The 17,647-nt window shown below is 35.8% G+C and carries 12 protein-coding genes; 6 read left to right on the top strand and 6 right to left on the bottom strand.

Going from position 1 to position 17,647, the window contains the following annotated elements; genetic code table 11:
* Positions 1-149: 149 nt before the first annotated feature.
* Both J2772_RS13415 and J2772_RS13410 read right to left on the bottom strand, forming a co-directional pair.
* Positions 150-989: an ETX/MTX2 family pore-forming toxin gene (locus J2772_RS13415; protein WP_209917465.1), complete on the bottom strand. Its 840-nt coding sequence runs from the start codon at positions 987-989 to the stop codon at positions 150-152.
* Positions 990-1,067: 78 nt separating this feature from the next.
* Positions 1,068-2,417 (bottom strand): lipase family protein, encoded by a 1,350-nt coding sequence (locus tag J2772_RS13410; protein ID WP_209917463.1) that lies wholly within the window; start codon positions 2,415-2,417, stop codon positions 1,068-1,070.
* A 706-nt stretch (positions 2,418-3,123) separates the two neighbouring features.
* Here J2772_RS13410 and frr point away from each other — a divergent pair.
* Entirely contained in the window at positions 3,124-3,678 is a 555-nt protein-coding gene (frr, locus tag J2772_RS13405; RefSeq protein ID WP_209917462.1) for a ribosome recycling factor, read from the top strand.
* 176 nt (positions 3,679-3,854) lie between these two features.
* The gene (locus J2772_RS13400; protein ID WP_209917461.1) at positions 3,855-4,916 is read left to right on the top strand and encodes a 3-oxoacyl-ACP synthase III family protein; all 1,062 of its coding nucleotides are present in this window, start codon (positions 3,855-3,857) and stop codon (positions 4,914-4,916) included.
* Between the two features lie 77 nt (positions 4,917-4,993).
* On the opposite strand, the gene J2772_RS13395 is transcribed toward J2772_RS13400, so the two are convergent.
* The 4 genes from J2772_RS13395 to J2772_RS13380 form a co-directional block, all read right to left on the bottom strand.
* Complete coding sequence (locus tag J2772_RS13395; protein ID WP_209917459.1) at positions 4,994-5,791, bottom strand: hypothetical protein; 798 nt, start codon at positions 5,789-5,791, stop codon at positions 4,994-4,996.
* Positions 5,792-6,105: 314 nt separating this feature from the next.
* Positions 6,106-7,563 (bottom strand): LptF/LptG family permease, encoded by a 1,458-nt coding sequence (locus J2772_RS13390; protein ID WP_209917458.1) that lies wholly within the window; start codon positions 7,561-7,563, stop codon positions 6,106-6,108.
* A 108-nt stretch (positions 7,564-7,671) separates the two neighbouring features.
* The gene (locus tag J2772_RS13385; protein WP_209917456.1) at positions 7,672-8,319 is read right to left on the bottom strand and encodes a LolA family protein; all 648 of its coding nucleotides are present in this window, start codon (positions 8,317-8,319) and stop codon (positions 7,672-7,674) included.
* A 66-nt stretch (positions 8,320-8,385) separates the two neighbouring features.
* A complete protein-coding gene (locus J2772_RS13380) occupies positions 8,386-10,998 on the bottom strand; it encodes an FtsK/SpoIIIE family DNA translocase (protein ID WP_209917454.1) in 2,613 nt (870 codons plus the stop codon).
* Positions 10,999-11,372: 374 nt separating this feature from the next.
* Between J2772_RS13380 and J2772_RS13375 the strand changes: the two genes are divergently transcribed.
* From J2772_RS13375 to ccsA, 4 genes are all read left to right on the top strand, one after another.
* Positions 11,373-12,017, top strand: coding sequence for a cysteine hydrolase family protein (locus tag J2772_RS13375; RefSeq protein ID WP_209917452.1), 645 nt, complete (start codon positions 11,373-11,375; stop codon positions 12,015-12,017).
* A gap of 69 nt (positions 12,018-12,086) precedes the next feature.
* Positions 12,087-12,668: a Crp/Fnr family transcriptional regulator gene (locus J2772_RS13370; RefSeq protein ID WP_209917450.1), complete on the top strand. Its 582-nt coding sequence runs from the start codon at positions 12,087-12,089 to the stop codon at positions 12,666-12,668.
* 56 nt (positions 12,669-12,724) lie between these two features.
* Positions 12,725-13,858 (top strand): prolyl oligopeptidase family serine peptidase, encoded by a 1,134-nt coding sequence (locus tag J2772_RS13365; protein WP_209917448.1) that lies wholly within the window; start codon positions 12,725-12,727, stop codon positions 13,856-13,858.
* 216 nt (positions 13,859-14,074) lie between these two features.
* Positions 14,075-17,350, top strand: coding sequence for a cytochrome c biogenesis protein CcsA (gene ccsA, locus J2772_RS13360; protein ID WP_209917446.1), 3,276 nt, complete (start codon positions 14,075-14,077; stop codon positions 17,348-17,350).
* The last annotated feature ends 297 nt before the right edge of the window (positions 17,351-17,647 follow it).

Below are 17,647 nucleotides of genomic sequence, written 5' to 3'. Positions count from 1 at the left end.
CAGGCAGAACAAAGATTAAAGAATACAAGGTAGGATTACAATATATCCTGTTATTTCTTATCTTTTGCCGGAAATCAGTTTTCTATAAAAAATAAACCACTTGTCGCGGTAATTAAAGCCATGGCAAGTGGTTTTTATTTGTCCTTCATTTATTCTTTACCTGTCATAGCGACTATGGTATTTACTTTAGGAGGGTCAATGAAATCGGAATTTTTTGCCGATGTATCATTACTGTTTAATGGATACTGAATGGTGTTGACAACAACATTTACCCCCTGACTTCCCGTAAATACACCGCTTGCAGTAGTGGATACTCCTCCGCCTACAATATCATACCCTGAAGTATCTATGATATTATTTGCTATACAATCTGAAAAAACCTGAGTAATAGGAATAAACCACAGCCAGTGGCCATTTACTTTATCATTGTTCCAGATGGCTACATATCCGTTTAGCATGACAGATACTGTAAAATTGATATTATAACTCTGAGTACCAATCACAATATCTGCTTTTATGGAGCTTTGTGGAGGTATGGTTAACATGGTGTTTACAGACCAGGACTGTGTATTGGTAACAGTACTTTTTTGTGTTGAGGAAAGTGATAGATTAACGGTTACTTTTTGAGTACTGGACGCAACGGCAGGAACGCCCTCGGTAGCTGATATTTCAACGCCAATAGAAAGAGCTTCTGTAATAGACCATTCAAATGTTTGGGTTGATGTTTCCGTTTCTATAAGGCTTTGCTGATTGGAAACCTGTGTATTGTTGTTATAAATGGTTTCAAAAGCCACGTTTGAACCATTGGTTGGCAGTGAACTACCATCATAAACGATGCTCTGAGCTGTGGTGCTTACCTGATACTGATGGTAATCATCGAGAAAGCTTTGGCTTGAATAATCTGTACTTGCGGTAAATCTGCAGGTAGTGCCATGTTGCTGTGAGTACCATTTACCCCAGGCATCTGTGATTTGTTGTAATGAGTTCATTTTGTATTGGTATTAATTTTAGGCCTACTCTTATTAGGATTTTCGGCTTCCTCCATAGTATTAAAAAATTTCTGAGTATTATTTATTAGCTTCAGTTTCTATGGATTGTTTTTCTGTAAAATGAATATGAGATTTAATCCATTGACTAATCTGTCCGATTATTTTTAAAATCATCTCATCCTCTGTTACTGAAGTTATTCCCGGTACCAAGTAATCAGTTTTTGACTCAGGGAGTGGATGTGATAGGATAATTCCGGATATTGCAGGGGTATTCTTGCTGGCAATACGGCCATAATACAGATAAGTATGTTGCAGGAACAACTGAGAAATGTAATCATGAATAGACTGAGGCGGGCTAGCAATTTTACCTGAAGATCCATAGTTTTGAAGTATACCAGGTAATGATTGATTTCTGATCATGGTATAAGGTGCGTCTGATTTCAGCGAATCAATAACCGCAAAGTCCTGGAGTGCTTTCAAGATACCGTATGTGTATGGATCAAGCGATGTACCGTATAGGTCTGCAATCAGCTCCATGTCAGTTTCCTGCCAGGCGTGTGGCACAACATCCAGATCATTCCAGTGCATGGTATTCCAGCTCTGGTAATCTCCCGGTTGAGACACCCAGCCTGACGGTAATGGAGGAAATGTATCGTTAAATCGATTGGCAAAGTTGACGTCACCCGGAGTAGGCCCGGCGGTAGGGTATACAAGGGTAATACCGAAGGCTTCCAGTTGTTGCTGTTCTTGCAGATAAAGAGCCAAAGTAGGAGATAAGGCTCCAGCCAGACTATGACCGCAAAATATAATTGCTGTTTCAGTATCGGGTTGTAAACCCGCAAGGAACTGCTGAAGAGTAGTGCCGGGAGAGGCTGCTGTTTCAGGGCTGGTGAGCCCGAGAAGTATACTTATACCTGTGGCAGTGCCTTTTGAAATAAACGGATCGTTTTTATTATAGTCTGATATTATGATTTCTGAAGGATCATAGGTTGTCCAGTTAACAACCTCCGATACTGAAAAATCTTCTGTCTCCCAGTCATAGAGAGAGGCTGGGTTGGTAGCTGCAATTGCTACTACATAGACAGGCAATATAGGGCCTCCAGGAAATGCAAGAGCATCACATTGGGCTACATATAATGCATTGTCTGCAACTCCTGTCGGTTGGCTATTTGGGTCTGTTTCTTCAACCAGTGCCGGGCCCCAGACAAGATTCCAGCTCCCTAGCATCGGTAGAACCGAAGGGTCAGCAACTGAAGGGCTCTGCTGCCCTGCTACTGCAACAGGCGGAACAGTATTGAAGTAAAAGGATAAGTCATACTGAAGCTGTTCTTGCAACTGACTGCGAGTGCCATTATAGCCTCCGGCACGGTTTGCGAGGCATGCAAGGCTGAAGATCTGCTGATAGGCATCTAACGATGGATTTGTCATGATTTGGGTAATTTAAAATGAGTTTAAAAATGAGTAAGGTTGTTTATTTCTGTGGAGTAACCTTTGTAGAATACTCCATTCCATAATTGCACTTCATCACAAATTATAGATAAATGATTTTAATCGGGTCTTTTAGGCCTGTATGGATATTCATTTCCAGATTCTGTAATCTGTGATGTTTCTGAATAAAAAAGCTTTATTAAAAAGAATATTGTAAAGTAAGGGAGAAAAAATGATGTCTATAAGCGTGGAAACATCCGAAATGTTCTGTAGGTATTTGTACCTGTCGTTTTTATATGGGTAATGATTCACAGATTTTCAGGTATTAAACCTAAGTAAAGCAAAATAAAACCGTATTTGATAAATTGGTAAAGTTGTATTTTAATTGTTTATGTGTCAATTCTTTTCTTTTGAATGGAAAGGATAAATTTTGAGCTGATGAATATACTCCATTCTAATCCTTCATCATAAGAAACTATGAATAGCAAACACTAAACAAGTAACGATTGATCGTAAAAAAGAGCTGTTTTCCCAAAAATAGAGAATGTAAGCTTAGTGAAATATCGAAAACAATCATTATTTTTGCACCACTGAATAGTAAAAAATAGTAAAAAAACAGCTTGAAAATAGAAAGTTCACAAGATTTAACTATTTGATTTACAGTAAGTATTAATTAATGTGTAATTTATCAAACTATACTATAATAATGGAAGAATTAGATCTAATATTAGAATCTGTAAAACAGGACATGGATGCAGCGGTAAAACACCTTGACCATGCATTTCAAAGAATCAGAGCAGGACGTGCTTCTACATCAATGGTTCAGGATGTAATGGTTGAATATTATGGAGCAATGACTCCAATCAACCAGGTTGCCAATGTTTCTATTCCAGATGCAATGACTATCTCTATTCAACCTTGGGACAGAACAGCAATCAATGCTATTGAAAAAGCAATTATCAATTCTAATTTAGGTTTTGCACCTTCTAACAATGGGGAAAATATCATTCTTAATGTACCACCTTTAACGGAGGAAAGAAGAAGAGATTTGGCAAAACAAGCTAAAAGCGAAACTGAGCAGACAAAAATTGTTGTAAGAAACGCAAGACAGGAAGGTTTGAAAGAGCTTAAAAAGTTGGATGGAGTTTCTGAAGATGTTGTGAAAGGTGTGGAAGAAGAAATCCAGACGTATACAGATAAGTATGTGAAGCTTTGCGATGAGCATCTTAAGACAAAAGAAGCTGAAATTATGAAAGTATAATTTTCAGTTTTTGAAAATATAGAAAGAGGATTCCAACAATGGAATCCTCTTTTTTGCATAATATTATTTATAAATTAATTAGAATTATCAGTTTGTTATAATATATTGCTAAGTATTATCGTTATATTTATCGGATTATTCCTGAAAGTACTATAGAGCAGGATAACAGCATAAAGATGATGACCAGAATTATTGGAGTGGGGAACTATATCCCATCTGAAACAATTACCAATTTATTTTTTGACAAGCATATTTTCCTTAATGAGGAAGGTGTTTTATTAAAAGACAATAATGCCTCTATCACAGAGAAACTAAAAAAAATTACAGGCATTGAAGAAAGAAGATATGCCAAAAGTACACAAGTCACTTCAGATTTGGGACTTAAAGCGGCTCAGGCTGCCATAGAAAATGCAGGAATAGATCCTGAAACATTAGACTATATTATATTCGCCCATAATTTTGGAGATGTTCGGTTTGGAACTGTTCAATCTGATATGGTTCCAAGTCTTGCGGCCCGCGTGAAGCATTTATTAAGAATACGAAATAATTTCTGTGTTGCATACGATGTTTTGTTCGGATGTCCGGGATGGATTGAAGGAGTAATACAGGCGAATGCATTTATCAAGGCAGGGATTGCCAAGCGTTGTTTGGTGATTGGAGCTGAAACACTTTCCCGTGTTGTGGATGTCCATGACAGAGATAGTATGATTTATGCAGATGGCGCCGGTGCCGCTGTTCTTGAAACTAATACAGATAACGAATCGGGGATCAAATCTCATTTATCTGCTTCCCATACTTTTACAGAAAAAGACTACTTATATTTTGGAAAGTCTTACAACAATGAGCGTTGTCCGGATACCAAATATATTAAAATGGATGGAAGGAAAATTTATGAATTTGCCCTTGTGCATGTTCCTGAAGCCATGAAAAAGTGTCTGGATAGTAGTGGATATTCAATCCATGAATTAAATAAAATTATCATTCATCAGGCTAATGAAAAAATGGATGAAGCCATTGTTAGTAGGTTTTATCAGCTATATAATACTCCAACTCCGGAGCACATCATGCCTATGGTGATTCATAAACTGGGTAACAGCAGTGTTGCAACTATTCCATCTTTACTTGCTATGATTTTAAAGGGTGAATTAGAAGATCATGAGATCAAAAAGAATGATGTTGTTCTATTTGCTTCAGTAGGAGCTGGCATGAATATTAACGCTTTTGTTTATCAGTTTTAATCATTCATTAAATAAATTCGATTTTTAACAAAAAAGAGACTCCAGATTCTGGTAGTCTCTTTATCATATTTAGTAATTTATTTACAGTTTTTATTGTAATCCATAATGACTTCCTCTACAATTTCCGGGATGTTTGACATAACATCGTCAATCTGGCTTTTAATCAGTCTGCCAAGACCAGATCTTTTCTTTTCGTCATTTTTTAGGGAAGCATAAGTACCACTGGTCATTTTGCTTTTAGTATAGCTGCAGTCTCCAATGATTATTTTGGCTTTGGCTAAAGTAAGTTCTTCAATTTTACCACCTTTTTTACTGTAGATATAAGATGGGTTTTCTCTCATTTTCTTGGTTTCTGCATCGGCGGCAGCAATTTGGCTGATTCCGGCTGAAAAGGTAGTAGGATAACCATATAATTTATATACCTTAATCTTGCCGTCTGTTACGATTTCGGCAAACTGTGTGCTTTTTGTAAGGTTATTAAAAGCTTTGATATTACCGCTTAAACCTCCTGTTGCTGTATTGAATCCTTCTTTGGTATTAGTGTACTTAATGTTTTCAAAGTGCCTTTCGCTATTGTCATTATCAATAGCAACATATTCTTTGATGTCATCAGTATCCAGTGTTTTAAACTTCTGTTTCTTTTTAGATTTATCAATGTCAGATACGGCAACAAATTTTACTTTCTTCTGATTGTCCCAGGGAGACATGGCATCTCCGTTCAGTCTTACGATCCCTTCGGTTTTTTTACCACTTTTGTCTATAATATAACCATATATTTCATCGCCTCTTAATGCATAATCCGTGTTGTTGTCTTCCTGTGCGTAAGCATTTAAAGAAACCATTGCAAACAGGCTTAAAGCCAGTACTTTTTTCATGTAGTTACAGTTTTATTTTTTACAAATATAATCTTTTATCGTTTCTGGGAAAATAGTTTTTGAAACGTTGGAAGCTGGAGGCTGGAAGAGGGAAGTTTATAGTCGTTTACCCAGCAGGTCGAGTTCGTTTTTAAGGGAAGGAAAAGTATAAATTTTTAGGGTGAATAAAAATCAAGAATCATAAGTCTCCAGAACTACTTTAAAATCTATTTATCTTTATTGATGAAATGGCCAATATGAACTTTCTGCTTCTCTCTTCCGGATTTCAAGAAACAAACAGGCCCGGATTTTCCGGGCCTGTCTGTTTCTTGAAATTATTGATATCTCTTATGCTCTTTACTTTTTGAGAATCTTTTTGTAATCGGTTTGAGCAGGACTTTGTATTTTTCTGCATCAAACAACTGTGAATCTGTAAGCGCTTTATAAGTCATCCATACTCCGAATGGAAATAGAATGAAATTAGGAAGCCATGCTGCTAAATAAGGGTTTATTTTACCACTCCAGGACATGTTTTCCACCCCAACATTAATCACATAGAAAATGATGAAGATAACAATCGCTATAATTACCGGAAGTCCCATTCCTCCTTTTCTGATGATAGATCCCAAACTTGCACCAATCAGAAAGAAAATAAGACAGGTAACTGAATAAGAGATGTATCTCTGCTGATAAATAACAACCTTACTGAAGTATTTTACATTAGTACTGAACTCATTCTTTTTAACCTCAAGTGTTGATTTCAGATTTTCAAGTCTGTTGTAGGAACTGTAAATCATTTCAAGCTTTTTATCACTTTTTACAGTATCCATTTTTATCTGTGCTTTTGGCGCTACTTTAGGTTTGTTAGACTGATCCATATAAGCAATTACACTATTGGTTTGGTTTAAAACATCAGTTCCTACACCCTTAAAGAACAATGCATTTTCCTTTTTACTGACTGCAATGGTTGTATTAAGTTCATTATAAGTTTGAAAACGATAATCATCCGTAATCTGCTCTTTTTCGATGGCCTTGTTGATGAGCTCACTAATGTCAAAGTGATTCACGAGAGTATCGAACTTAATTGCCTGGTCAGGCTGTTTTTTTCTTACATCTTCTCCTTTTCCTGCAAAATTATCTTCAAATACATATCCATTATAAAGGATTAGTTTTAGAAAATTCTTATTGGCTGCCGGTACAAATTTTCCTTTTTCAGCCACAACAGATTGCTGGTTTTCGTAAGTATTGGCTTTTTTATGAACAAAAACACCTTCAATATTTTCTCCGTTCTCCCCATAGATCTTGTCGAACTTCACCATGTATCCTGGGATTTGGTCAATGAACTGCCCGGGAGTAAAGTTGATCGCAGGTTTTGTTTGAGCAATATTAAAAAGCATATTCTTTGCCTTCCTCTGAAAATCCGGAATAATATTGTTGGAGAAGAAAAACAGCATGATGGCAAGAATCGTAGTAATTCCTAACAGAGGTGCCATTACTCTGGTAAGGGGAATTCCTGCCGCTTTCATGGCCGCCAGCTCATAACGTTCTCCAAATTCTCCAAATGACATGATACTCGCCAGAAGAATCGTGAGCGGAAGAACCATACTGATAACGTTTACCCCAAGGTAAAAAAGAAGTTTCAGGATCTGCCAGTAGCTTAATCCTTTTCCCATAAACTGTCCTAATTGAACCCAGATAATGTTTACAATGAAAATGAAAAACAATACGCTGAATATAAAGAAAAACGGTCCAAAGAAGGTTTTTATAATATATTTGTCTAGTATTTTTAACATGCACCAAAATTAATCAAAAAGCCGCAAACTTGCGGCTTTTATATTTTGTTATTTTTTTTCTGAAGTGAAATTCCCAAAAGGTGAATTTACCCTTTTGATTTTCAACTTTTAAAGTTCTGTAATTACGTAGTTTTTGAACTTATTTTTGTCGAAAACGAACATATTAGGATCCAGATCCTGATTCTCTTTGTACTCTTTAATCGCAATTACTGCAACGTCTTTATTATTTCCGTGCTGTTCCAGTTTTACCATTTGCTTTTTCACAGAGTCTACAAAAATGTAAACAAATTGGATTCCATTTGCTTTTATCGGAGTAAGCTTAATGAAATCTGCATTTACACCATTTACTGTTTTCTTACCATTATAAGTTACGTTGTATTCGTTTCTGTAGGTAGTAAGATAGTTGATAGGGGAGAACATGGCACTGTTTCCGTTAGGCTTTGCAATGGTTACTTCCATATCATCTGCATTGATGTTGTAGATTTTATTTCCATCGAAGATTTGTTCCGTATCCATAATCTTCAGTTTGTATTTATCTCCGGCAGTATAATAGATACCAGGTTCTGTTTTGTTAACCTGTCCGTTCAGTCCGCTTCCAAAAGAAAATTTGAAGTAAGAATTCTTTTTAGAATTATAGTTGGCTGTAATATCATCCAATATCTTTTTAGCTTTTGCATCTATTTTCTGAGCATTTGCCATACCTACTGCACCTACAACAAAACTTCCCAATATAACTTTTGAAATAATATTTTTCATTTTTCTTATTTAATAATCTTTAGATAATTTTAAACTTTCAAGGTTAAAGATTTTGACATTTTCCCTTTAACTACGCAGATCTTCCAAAAACTGTTCCAAAGAATGAAGGTCACTGATGATAACTTCTCTTGCTTTAGCTCCATTGAAACCGCCTACAATACCACTTGCTTCTAGCTGATCCATGATTCTTCCGGCTCTGTTGTATCCAAGTTTCAATTGTCTCTGAAGCATTGAAGTGGATCCCTGTTGGGTAGAAACAATAATTCTTGCAGCTTCTTCAAATAATGCATCCTTTTCATTAGGATCAAAAGCACCTACAGCAGAACTGTTCGCATCTTCTGAAACATATTCCGGCAGAAGGAATGCAGATGAATATCCTTTCTGTTCTCCAATGAATTCTGCAAGTCTTTCAACTTCCGGAGTATCTACAAAAGCACACTGAAGTCTTAGTATTTCATTACCGTTGAAATAAAGCATATCTCCTTTACCAATCAGCTGATCTGCTCCCGGAGAATCAAGGATCGTTCTTGAGTCTACACTTGATATTACTCTAAAGGCAGCTCTTGCCGGGAAGTTGGCTTTAATCATACCTGTAATTACATTCACGGATGGTCTCTGAGTTGCAACAATTAGGTGGATACCTACAGCTCTTGCAAGCTGTGCTAATCTGGCAATCGGTAATTCAACTTCTTTTCCTGCAGTCATAATTAAGTCTGCAAACTCGTCTACTACCAATACAATATAAGGAAGGAAACGGTGTCCGTTTTCAGGATTTAATTTTCTTTCCGCAAACTTCTTGTTGTATTCTTTAAGGTTTTTACAGAAAGCATTCTTAAGAAGGTCATATCTTGTATCCATTTCAATACACAAGGAGTTCAGGGTATTGATTACTTTATTGGTATCTGTGATAATGGCTTCTTCAGCATCCGGTAATTTTGCTAAATAATGTCTTTCAATTTTTGAATATAGAGAAAGTTCCACTTTTTTAGGGTCAACCATTACGAATTTAAGTTCGCTTGGATGCTTCTTGTAGAGTAGGGAAGTAAGGATTGCATTAATCCCGACAGACTTACCTTGTCCTGTTGCTCCAGCCATCAATAAGTGAGGCATTTTTGAAAGGTCAGCCATAAAGATCTCGTTGGAAATCGTTTTTCCGAAAACCACCGGAAGATCCATATCCGTATTCTGGAATTTATGAGAGGCAATTACAGAACGCATAGAAACCATCGTAGGATTTTTTCTTGGTACTTCAATACCAATGGTTCCTTTTCCTGGCATTGGAGCAATAATTCTGATTCCCAATGCAGAAAGGTTTAATGCGATATCGTCCTGTAACTTTTTAATGGCTGCAACACGGATTCCAGCTTCGGGTACAATCTCGTATAAAGTAACTGTTGGACCAATGGTCGCTTTAATCTCTGCAATTCCTACGTTGAAGTTCTTCAGAAGTCCAACGATTTTGTTTTTATTTTCTTCTAATTCTTCTTTGTTGATGGAAATTTCCTCGTTACCATAATCTTTTAATAATTCAACAGGCGGCATTTGGAAATTAGCCAGATCTAATTTATGATCATACAAACCATGTTTTTCAACAAGCTCCTGAGATTTTTTGTCAGAATCATCCAAAACATCAATTACCGGGGCTACTTCTACATTAAACTTAATGTTTTCCTGTGCAGGCGCTGGTGTTGCAGGAACTACAGGAGCCGGAGTAGGAACAGGAATAGAAATAGCAGGGTTCATATCAAAAGCATCTTCCGGGCTTGAAACCGGAATTGTTGGCTTTGTAGAAAGATTTAAGCTTACAGGTTGAGCAACCTGTTGTGGCTCATTATCAAATGAAGTATGATTAGGAGTAGTGATTGTTTCAATAGTACTTGTTGCCGGAACTTCAGGGAACCCTTTTGGAGTATTTACCGGTTCCGGTTCTTTAACCTTATTGATGGAGCCATTAGATATAGAATTGGTGATGTCACTTACTTTAACATTTGGAGCTACTTCTTTTTCGATTTCTGTTTCATTAATTTCTTCTTTTAATTCTTCATCTGATTCAAAGTCCTCATTAGAATCAGGCATCATTGATTTTACTTTTCCAATAGTATTTTCGTTGATCTTACTTAGTTTTGCTTTGATAGAACTTGGGCGAAGATTAAATTCAAGAATAAAATATAAAAGGATACTTGCTGCCAATACAGTCCATAATCCTACAGATCCGATAATTGCATTTAAGTAATCCATAACCTGGTATCCGTAAACACCTCCAAGAACACCTTGTCCTTTGGTAAGCGCTCCCATAAAAATAGGAAGCCAGCAAATGAAAAACAGAGAATGACCAATTGTTTTCCATGGCTTGAAGGTCTTCTTTTTAAGAATCAGAGTTCCAACAACCAGAAATAGGAATGCTATAATAAATGAGGCTATACCGATGCTTTCAAATATGAAAATATTTCCAAACCAATCTCCGGCCTTACCGAAGATGTTTGAAGATTTTATACTCTTATCCAGCATTGTTCCTGCCTGGCTTTGGTCTGCCTTCCAGTTCATTAAATAGGAAATGAACGATAAAGCAAGAACAGCGGAGAACAGTATAAAAGTAAGCCCGAAAAATATACGTGGCTTAGATAAAATTCTGCCTTTTTCAGGCAATTCAGTCGGTTTTTTTTGTGTCTTTTTATCCATAAATATCAATGAGGCAAATTTAACGTTTTTTCAATACTAAAAAGAATCTTTTTTCTTCAAAAAACATTTTGTAATACCACTTTTTACTGCGATTGTTTTAAGTTGATTTAAAAATATTTTGTCTTATAAATATTGTCTGAAATAAAAATAGGGTTATTTTTTTTGTTTATCCAAATACAGAGCTGTTAAATTATATTAATTGATTTGTATTTCTTTATAATTTTTCCAAAAAACAATGGAGCTTAAGTTTAAAATCTATATTTAAGTCAGGTTTTTTCTTCGGGATTTAATTTTCAAGCAGGAAGTATTTTTTTGAACTAGTTCAAAGGTTAGAAACTATAGGTCTGATAATTTTGTCCCATAAAATGTAAGCAATGAAAAATCTATTGAAAAGCACTTTGGCTTTATGTCTTGTTTTATTATCACTGGTATCTACTAACGCACAACAAAAAAGAAAAATGGAAAGCACAGCATTATTAATTATCGACGTACAGAACGATTACTTCCCCAGAGGAAAAATGACATTGGAAGGAGCAGAACAGGCAGCTAAAAACACTCAACAGGTTTTGGGGTATTTCAGGAAAAACAATCTTCCTGTCATTCATATCCGTCATATCTCAACCAATGAAGGAGCTACTTTCTTCTTACCGGGAACTTCGGGAGCGGAAATTTACTCCTTGGTTTCTCCTTTGACTAATGAAAAGGTGATTGAAAAACATTTTCCTAACAGTTTCAGAGAGACAGAACTGTTGAGCTACCTTCAGTCCAAGAATATTAAAAACTTAATTATTACCGGAATGATGACAGATGTTTGTATAGAATCTACCACAAGAGCATCTTTTGACTTTGGATTCAATAACACTATTATTGGCGATGCTACTGCAACAAGGGACAGGGAGCTTAATGGAAAGGTAGTAAAGGCCGCAGAAGTTCAAAGACCTTTTCTTGCAGGAATATCTGCATTGGGTAATCTTTATGCCCATATCGTAAATACAAATGATTTTTTAAAAGAGAAATAAAATTTTCAGATACACTAATAAATAAAGATACCAGGAATATGGGTATCTTTATTTTTGTTAAATAATATCATGTTCAATCTGCTTTACAAAAATATCAGCCGCTATATTGATCTTTCTAAGGAAGATTTCAAGCAGTTTTCTGCACCTTTCCAATTGAAAAGTTTTAAGAAGAAAGAAATTGTTCTGAAAGAAGGAGATTATTGTCTTTTTGAAGGTTTTGTTCTGAATGGGTGTTTCAAAATCTATTATCTTAATGAAAATGGATTTGAACAGACTTTATATTTTGCAGTAGAAGAGTGGTGGATCACGGATATTGATAGTCTGCTTAATGATGTTCCCAGTATTTTAAACATTGAAGCCCTTATGGATAGTGAAGTCTTAATGATCTCAAAAAAAGATAAGGAAGAACTCTATGAGATAATGCCTCAAACTGAAAAACTATTTAGAATTATGAATCAACGTTCATCAGTGGCACTTCAGAGAAGAATTCTTTCTTTAACCGGTAAAACTGCTGATAGACGCTATCTTGAATTTTTGGAAAAATATCCCGGGCTTGAGCAGAAACTTACCCAACAACAGGTTGCATCTTATCTTGGAATTACTCACGAATTTTTAAGCAAGATCAGGAAAAAGATTTCACTGGAGAAATAAACGTAAAGTCAGATAAAAGAGTAAAAAGGATTGATTATTTTTGAAATAAAAATAACATGAAAACCGTATTATTATCATGCCTGTTATGCTTCTCAAATGCATTTTCACAGTCTTATGAAGCTTTGATGAAGGAAGCTACATCCAATTTACAGGCAAAAGAATATTGTGCTGCTCTTTCAAATTTTAAAGATGCTTTTAACTTGCAATCTGAAATTGGGCTTTATGATTATGTAAGTGCGGCTTCTGCTGCTGCCAATTGTAATGATACAAAAACAGCTCTTGAATGGCTTAAGAAAGGAGCTAAACTCGGACTTGGAAAAAGCAGGAATGAAGTTATTTTCCTACAGACCAATGAACGGTTTAAAAATCTAAGTCAGAATATAGAGTTTAAACAACTTTTAAGAGATCTGGAAAGTAAGGTGACTCAAATAGAAAAATTGAGGAACCAGAAAATAGAAGACTGGAATCAGGAAATTATTAAAAACCAAATCATGGAAAGTATTTCCTTTAATCAGGCACCATCCGGATTTGCTTTGTATTTTACAGAACCCGAGGGGTTGAAAGCTCCTTATATAGTTTTCGTTCCAAAAAGATACAAGTCTTCAAAGCCAGTGAAAGTTATTTTCTTTCTTCATGGAGGAGTCAATTCCCTGAATGATTTCTACAATCAAAATCCAGATGTGAAAAAAGAACCCATTTTTTCTGTGGGTGATCATTTCAATGCAATTATTGTTTATCCTTTCGCTAAAAAAGATTTTGGTTGGATGAATCAACAGAAAGCCTTTGAAAATATTTTTACAATCCTGAAGGATGTTGAAAAAAAATATAACATAGATAAAAATAGAATTTATTTGGGAGGTATGTCCAATGGCGGAACTGCTGCATTCTGGTTTGCATCCCGGAAAGAAACTCCATTCAAAGCGTTTTATGCCTTTGCTCCAAATCCCGTATTAAATATTGGAGCTATCCCATTTGAAAATATTACGGAAGATCATCCATTGTACACTATTAATGCAAAAGATGATTATGTATTTAGTTATGATGATGTACTGAAAATTTATAATCAAAATAAATCTAAGGCAAAAGGATGGATCTTTCAGACCATAGAAAATGGCTCACACGAATTTATCTATAAACCTGAAATCAATAGAGAACTTTTAATAAACTTCTTTTCTGAAGTTTTGAGATGAAAAACAATAGCCTGAAATAGAAGTATTCAATCACTGATATAGGTATTATAAATCCGTATTTTTTCAGGATTAAAAATTGATTTTTTCTTAATAACTCCAAACTTATTAAGAATGATTCAAAATAACGAAAACAGGGATCAAAATGACAAAAAACAGCTTTTTTTCAGCTCTTTATGGTTTATCATCCTTATTTTTGCATGTCAAGTACATATAAACATGAAGAAGCTCCAGGATATTATTATCTCAACCAGGACAATGGCTGTATTGTTACTGGTTTTTGCATTCGCAATGGCCTATGCAACGTTCTTAGAAAACGACTACGGAACTCCTACAGCAAAAGCATTAATTTATGAGGCCAAATGGTTTGAACTCATTATGGTGCTGCTTATTATTAACTTCATAGGAAATATCGGAAGATACAGACTGTGGAAAAGAGATAAATGGCCGGTTTTGGTTTTTCACCTTGCCTTTATCTTCATTTTTATCGGTGGTGCCATCACAAGATACATCAGTTTTGAAGGAACGATGCACATCAGAGAAGGGGAAACATCCAACGAAATTGTAACGGATAAAAATTTCCTTAAAATCCAGATCGAGGAAAAAGGTGATGTCCTTAATTACCAGGATATTCCTTACCTGATGTCTCCTTTACATAAAGATCTTAACGCAACTTATGATTTCCACGGGAAAGAAGTAAAGATCTTTGCAAAAGAATATATTCAAAGAAAAAAAGACAGTTTATTGGCTGAACCTAACGGAACTGAGTACCTTCACCTGGTTTCAACCGGGAAAACAGGAAGACAAAACATCTACATCAAAGCCGGGGATACAAAATCGATCAACGGAACTTTGGTAACATTTAACAGAGCTATTGATGGAGCTGTTGAATTCAAAAATGAAGGAGGAAAATTATTTATTAAAACTCCAGTAGATGCAAGTTTCATGACCATGGCAACTCAGGCAACCGGAAGTACTGTAAAAGATGAATTCCAGCCTTTGGCATTGAGAAGTTTATATACCATCAATGAGTTAAAACTGGTAGTTCCTGAAGGTCTTAAAAAAGGAAAACTGATGGCTATTGAAGGCGATAGAAAGAAAGATGCCAACGTGCCGGATATGCTTCAGATTGAATTACAAGGGCCAAAAACAAAACAATTGGTTGACCTTTCTGTGGAAAAAGGAAATCCAAATGCTTATAAGCAAATCACCATGGACGGATTGAACATCATGGTTGGATACGGACCAAAAGTTTATAACACTCCATTTGCTTTGAAATTAGATGATTTTGTGATGGAAACATATCCGGGAAGTAGTTCTCCAAGTGCTTATGAAAGTCACATTAAAATTGTAGACGAAGGAAAAGAAACGCCTTATAAAATCTATATGAACCACGTTCTAAACTATAAAGGATACCGTTTCTTCCAGTCAAGCTTTGACCCAGACAGAATGGGAACAGTATTATCTGTAAACCACGATTTTTGGGGAACTTTAGTTTCTTATATCGGGTATGGATTATTATTCTTAGGCATGTTTGTGATCTTCTTCTGGAAAGGAACACACTTCTGGAAATTAAATAAAATGCTGAAAGACGTTAATAAAAAGAAAGCAGCAGTAGTACTTTTATTATTCTTAAGCTTTGGGTTGAATGCTCAAAAAATCGAAACGCATGGAACTACTGACGGAAGCAGAGAACACGTACACGTAGAAGGTGACGGGCATACACATGCAGCACCGGCTCCTCAAACTCAAGCATCCCAGGATAGCGAGATAAGACAGAACTCATTAGCTTCTCCAATGGGGAAAATGAGAACCATTTCAGCTGATGAAATCATTTCAAGAAATAAGATCAGCAAAGAACACGCAGAAAAATTCGGTTACCTGTTGGTTCAGAACTTCGAAGGACGAATTATTCCAATGAACACTCAGGCTTTAGAGGTTTTAAGAAAACTTTACAAGCATGACACCTTCAAAGGAACAGACGGAAAATCCCTGGATGCTAACCAATGGTTCCTTTCTATCAATACAGACACGGAAAGCTGGACATCAGTTCCTCTAATTAAGGTTGATGAAAAAGGAGGTAAAGCTCTTCTCGAAAAAACAAAAGCAAATGAAGAAGGATATACTTCTTTACTGAATTTATTCCCGGTAGATAAGAGAACAGGAATGTTAACTTATATTCTGGAAAGAGATTATAACGCTGCTTTTGCCAAAAAACCGGCAGATCAGTCTGAATATGACAAGCAGGTAATTAAACTTAATGAAAGAGTTCAGATCTTCAATGAGTTTTTCAGTGGTCAGTTTTTAAGAATTGTTCCTGTAAAAAATGATGCCAACCACACTTGGCATTCATGGTTAGACCAGAAATTCGAACCGGATATGGAGTCTCAGCAAGTAATGGGACCTTATTTTGCAGAAGTTATCGGAGCACAAAGATCAGGAAACTGGAGCAAAGCAGATACAGAGTTGGTGAAACTTTCAGACTATCAGAAGAAATGGGGGAAAGCTGTTATTCCTGATCAATCTAAAGTAGATCTTGAGGTATTCATGAATAATGTGAATATCAATTTCAAATTATTAATCTTCTATACAATTATTGGAGGGCTTCTTTTAATGTTAGGTTTTGTTGAGCTATTCAAGCCTAATAAAGCTTTAAATAAAGTGATTAAAATAATCATTGGTATTGGGTCTATAGGATATATGTTCCACTTCCTAGGCCTTGTAGCAAGATGGTATATTTCTGGACATGCACCTTGGAGTAACGGATATGAAGCAATTATCTTTATCTCATGGGTGGGTATTTCTGCAGGTTTTGCATTGTATAGAAATTCCAATGCTTTGATTCCTGCATCAGGATTTATGGTAGCTGTAATCATGATGGGATTTGCGCACGGAGGTTCAGCACTTGATCCACAAATCACGCCGCTGGTTCCGGTATTGAAATCTTACTGGTTGATTGTTCACGTGGCGATTATTACATCAAGTTATGGTTTCTTTGCCCTGTCGATGATTATTGCTGTACTATCTTTAGTATTCTATATTATCTCAAACAAAGACACCTATAAAATTCACCATGATACAACACTGAAAGAACTGGTAATTGTTTCTGAAATGTCACTAACGGTAGGTCTTTTTGCCCTAACAGTAGGGAACTTCCTTGGAGGTATTTGGGCGAATGAATCTTGGGGTAGATACTGGAGCTGGGACCCGAAAGAAACATGGGCTTTCATTTCTATTATGGTATACGCTTTTGTATTACACATGAGATTAGTTCCAGGATTAAGAAGCAGATGGGCATTCCACGTTGCAACCATGTTTGCTTTCTGTTCAATGGTAATGACTTATTTTGGAGTGAATTACTATCTAAGCGGACTTCACTCTTATGCAGCAGGAGATCCGGTGCCAATACCAGCTTGGGTATACATCGGAATCGGAACAATGATCACTTTAGCAGCTGTATCTTATTTCAAGTTTAAAACCTTAACGAAGAAATAATCTTTAAACATATTACTTTAAATCCCGGAAATCATTCCGGGATTTTTTTGTGCATAAAAAGATGAAAGTATAACGGTTATTTTATGTAGATAATGAAATACTTTAAAGATTTGTTTTAACGCAATGTTTGCAATGTTAAATGTATAGTGTAGTTAATTTTTCCGTTCGCAGCGGCACTTCGTTCAGAAAAGTACGCCCTTAGCTGAGTGAAATGCCTTTGTGGTCTTTTACATTATAGATTACAAAAACTTTTCTAACCTGGCGTTTATTCCTCTTTATCTCGGCTGCAATTACTAT

The sequence above is a fragment of the Chryseobacterium jejuense genome (assembly GCF_017877355.1).
GTDB classification, from domain to species: Bacteria; Bacteroidota; Bacteroidia; order Flavobacteriales; family Weeksellaceae; genus Chryseobacterium; species Chryseobacterium jejuense_A.
Note: the sequence above shows the minus strand (reverse complement) of the source record. Positions and strands in the feature narration are given on the sequence as shown.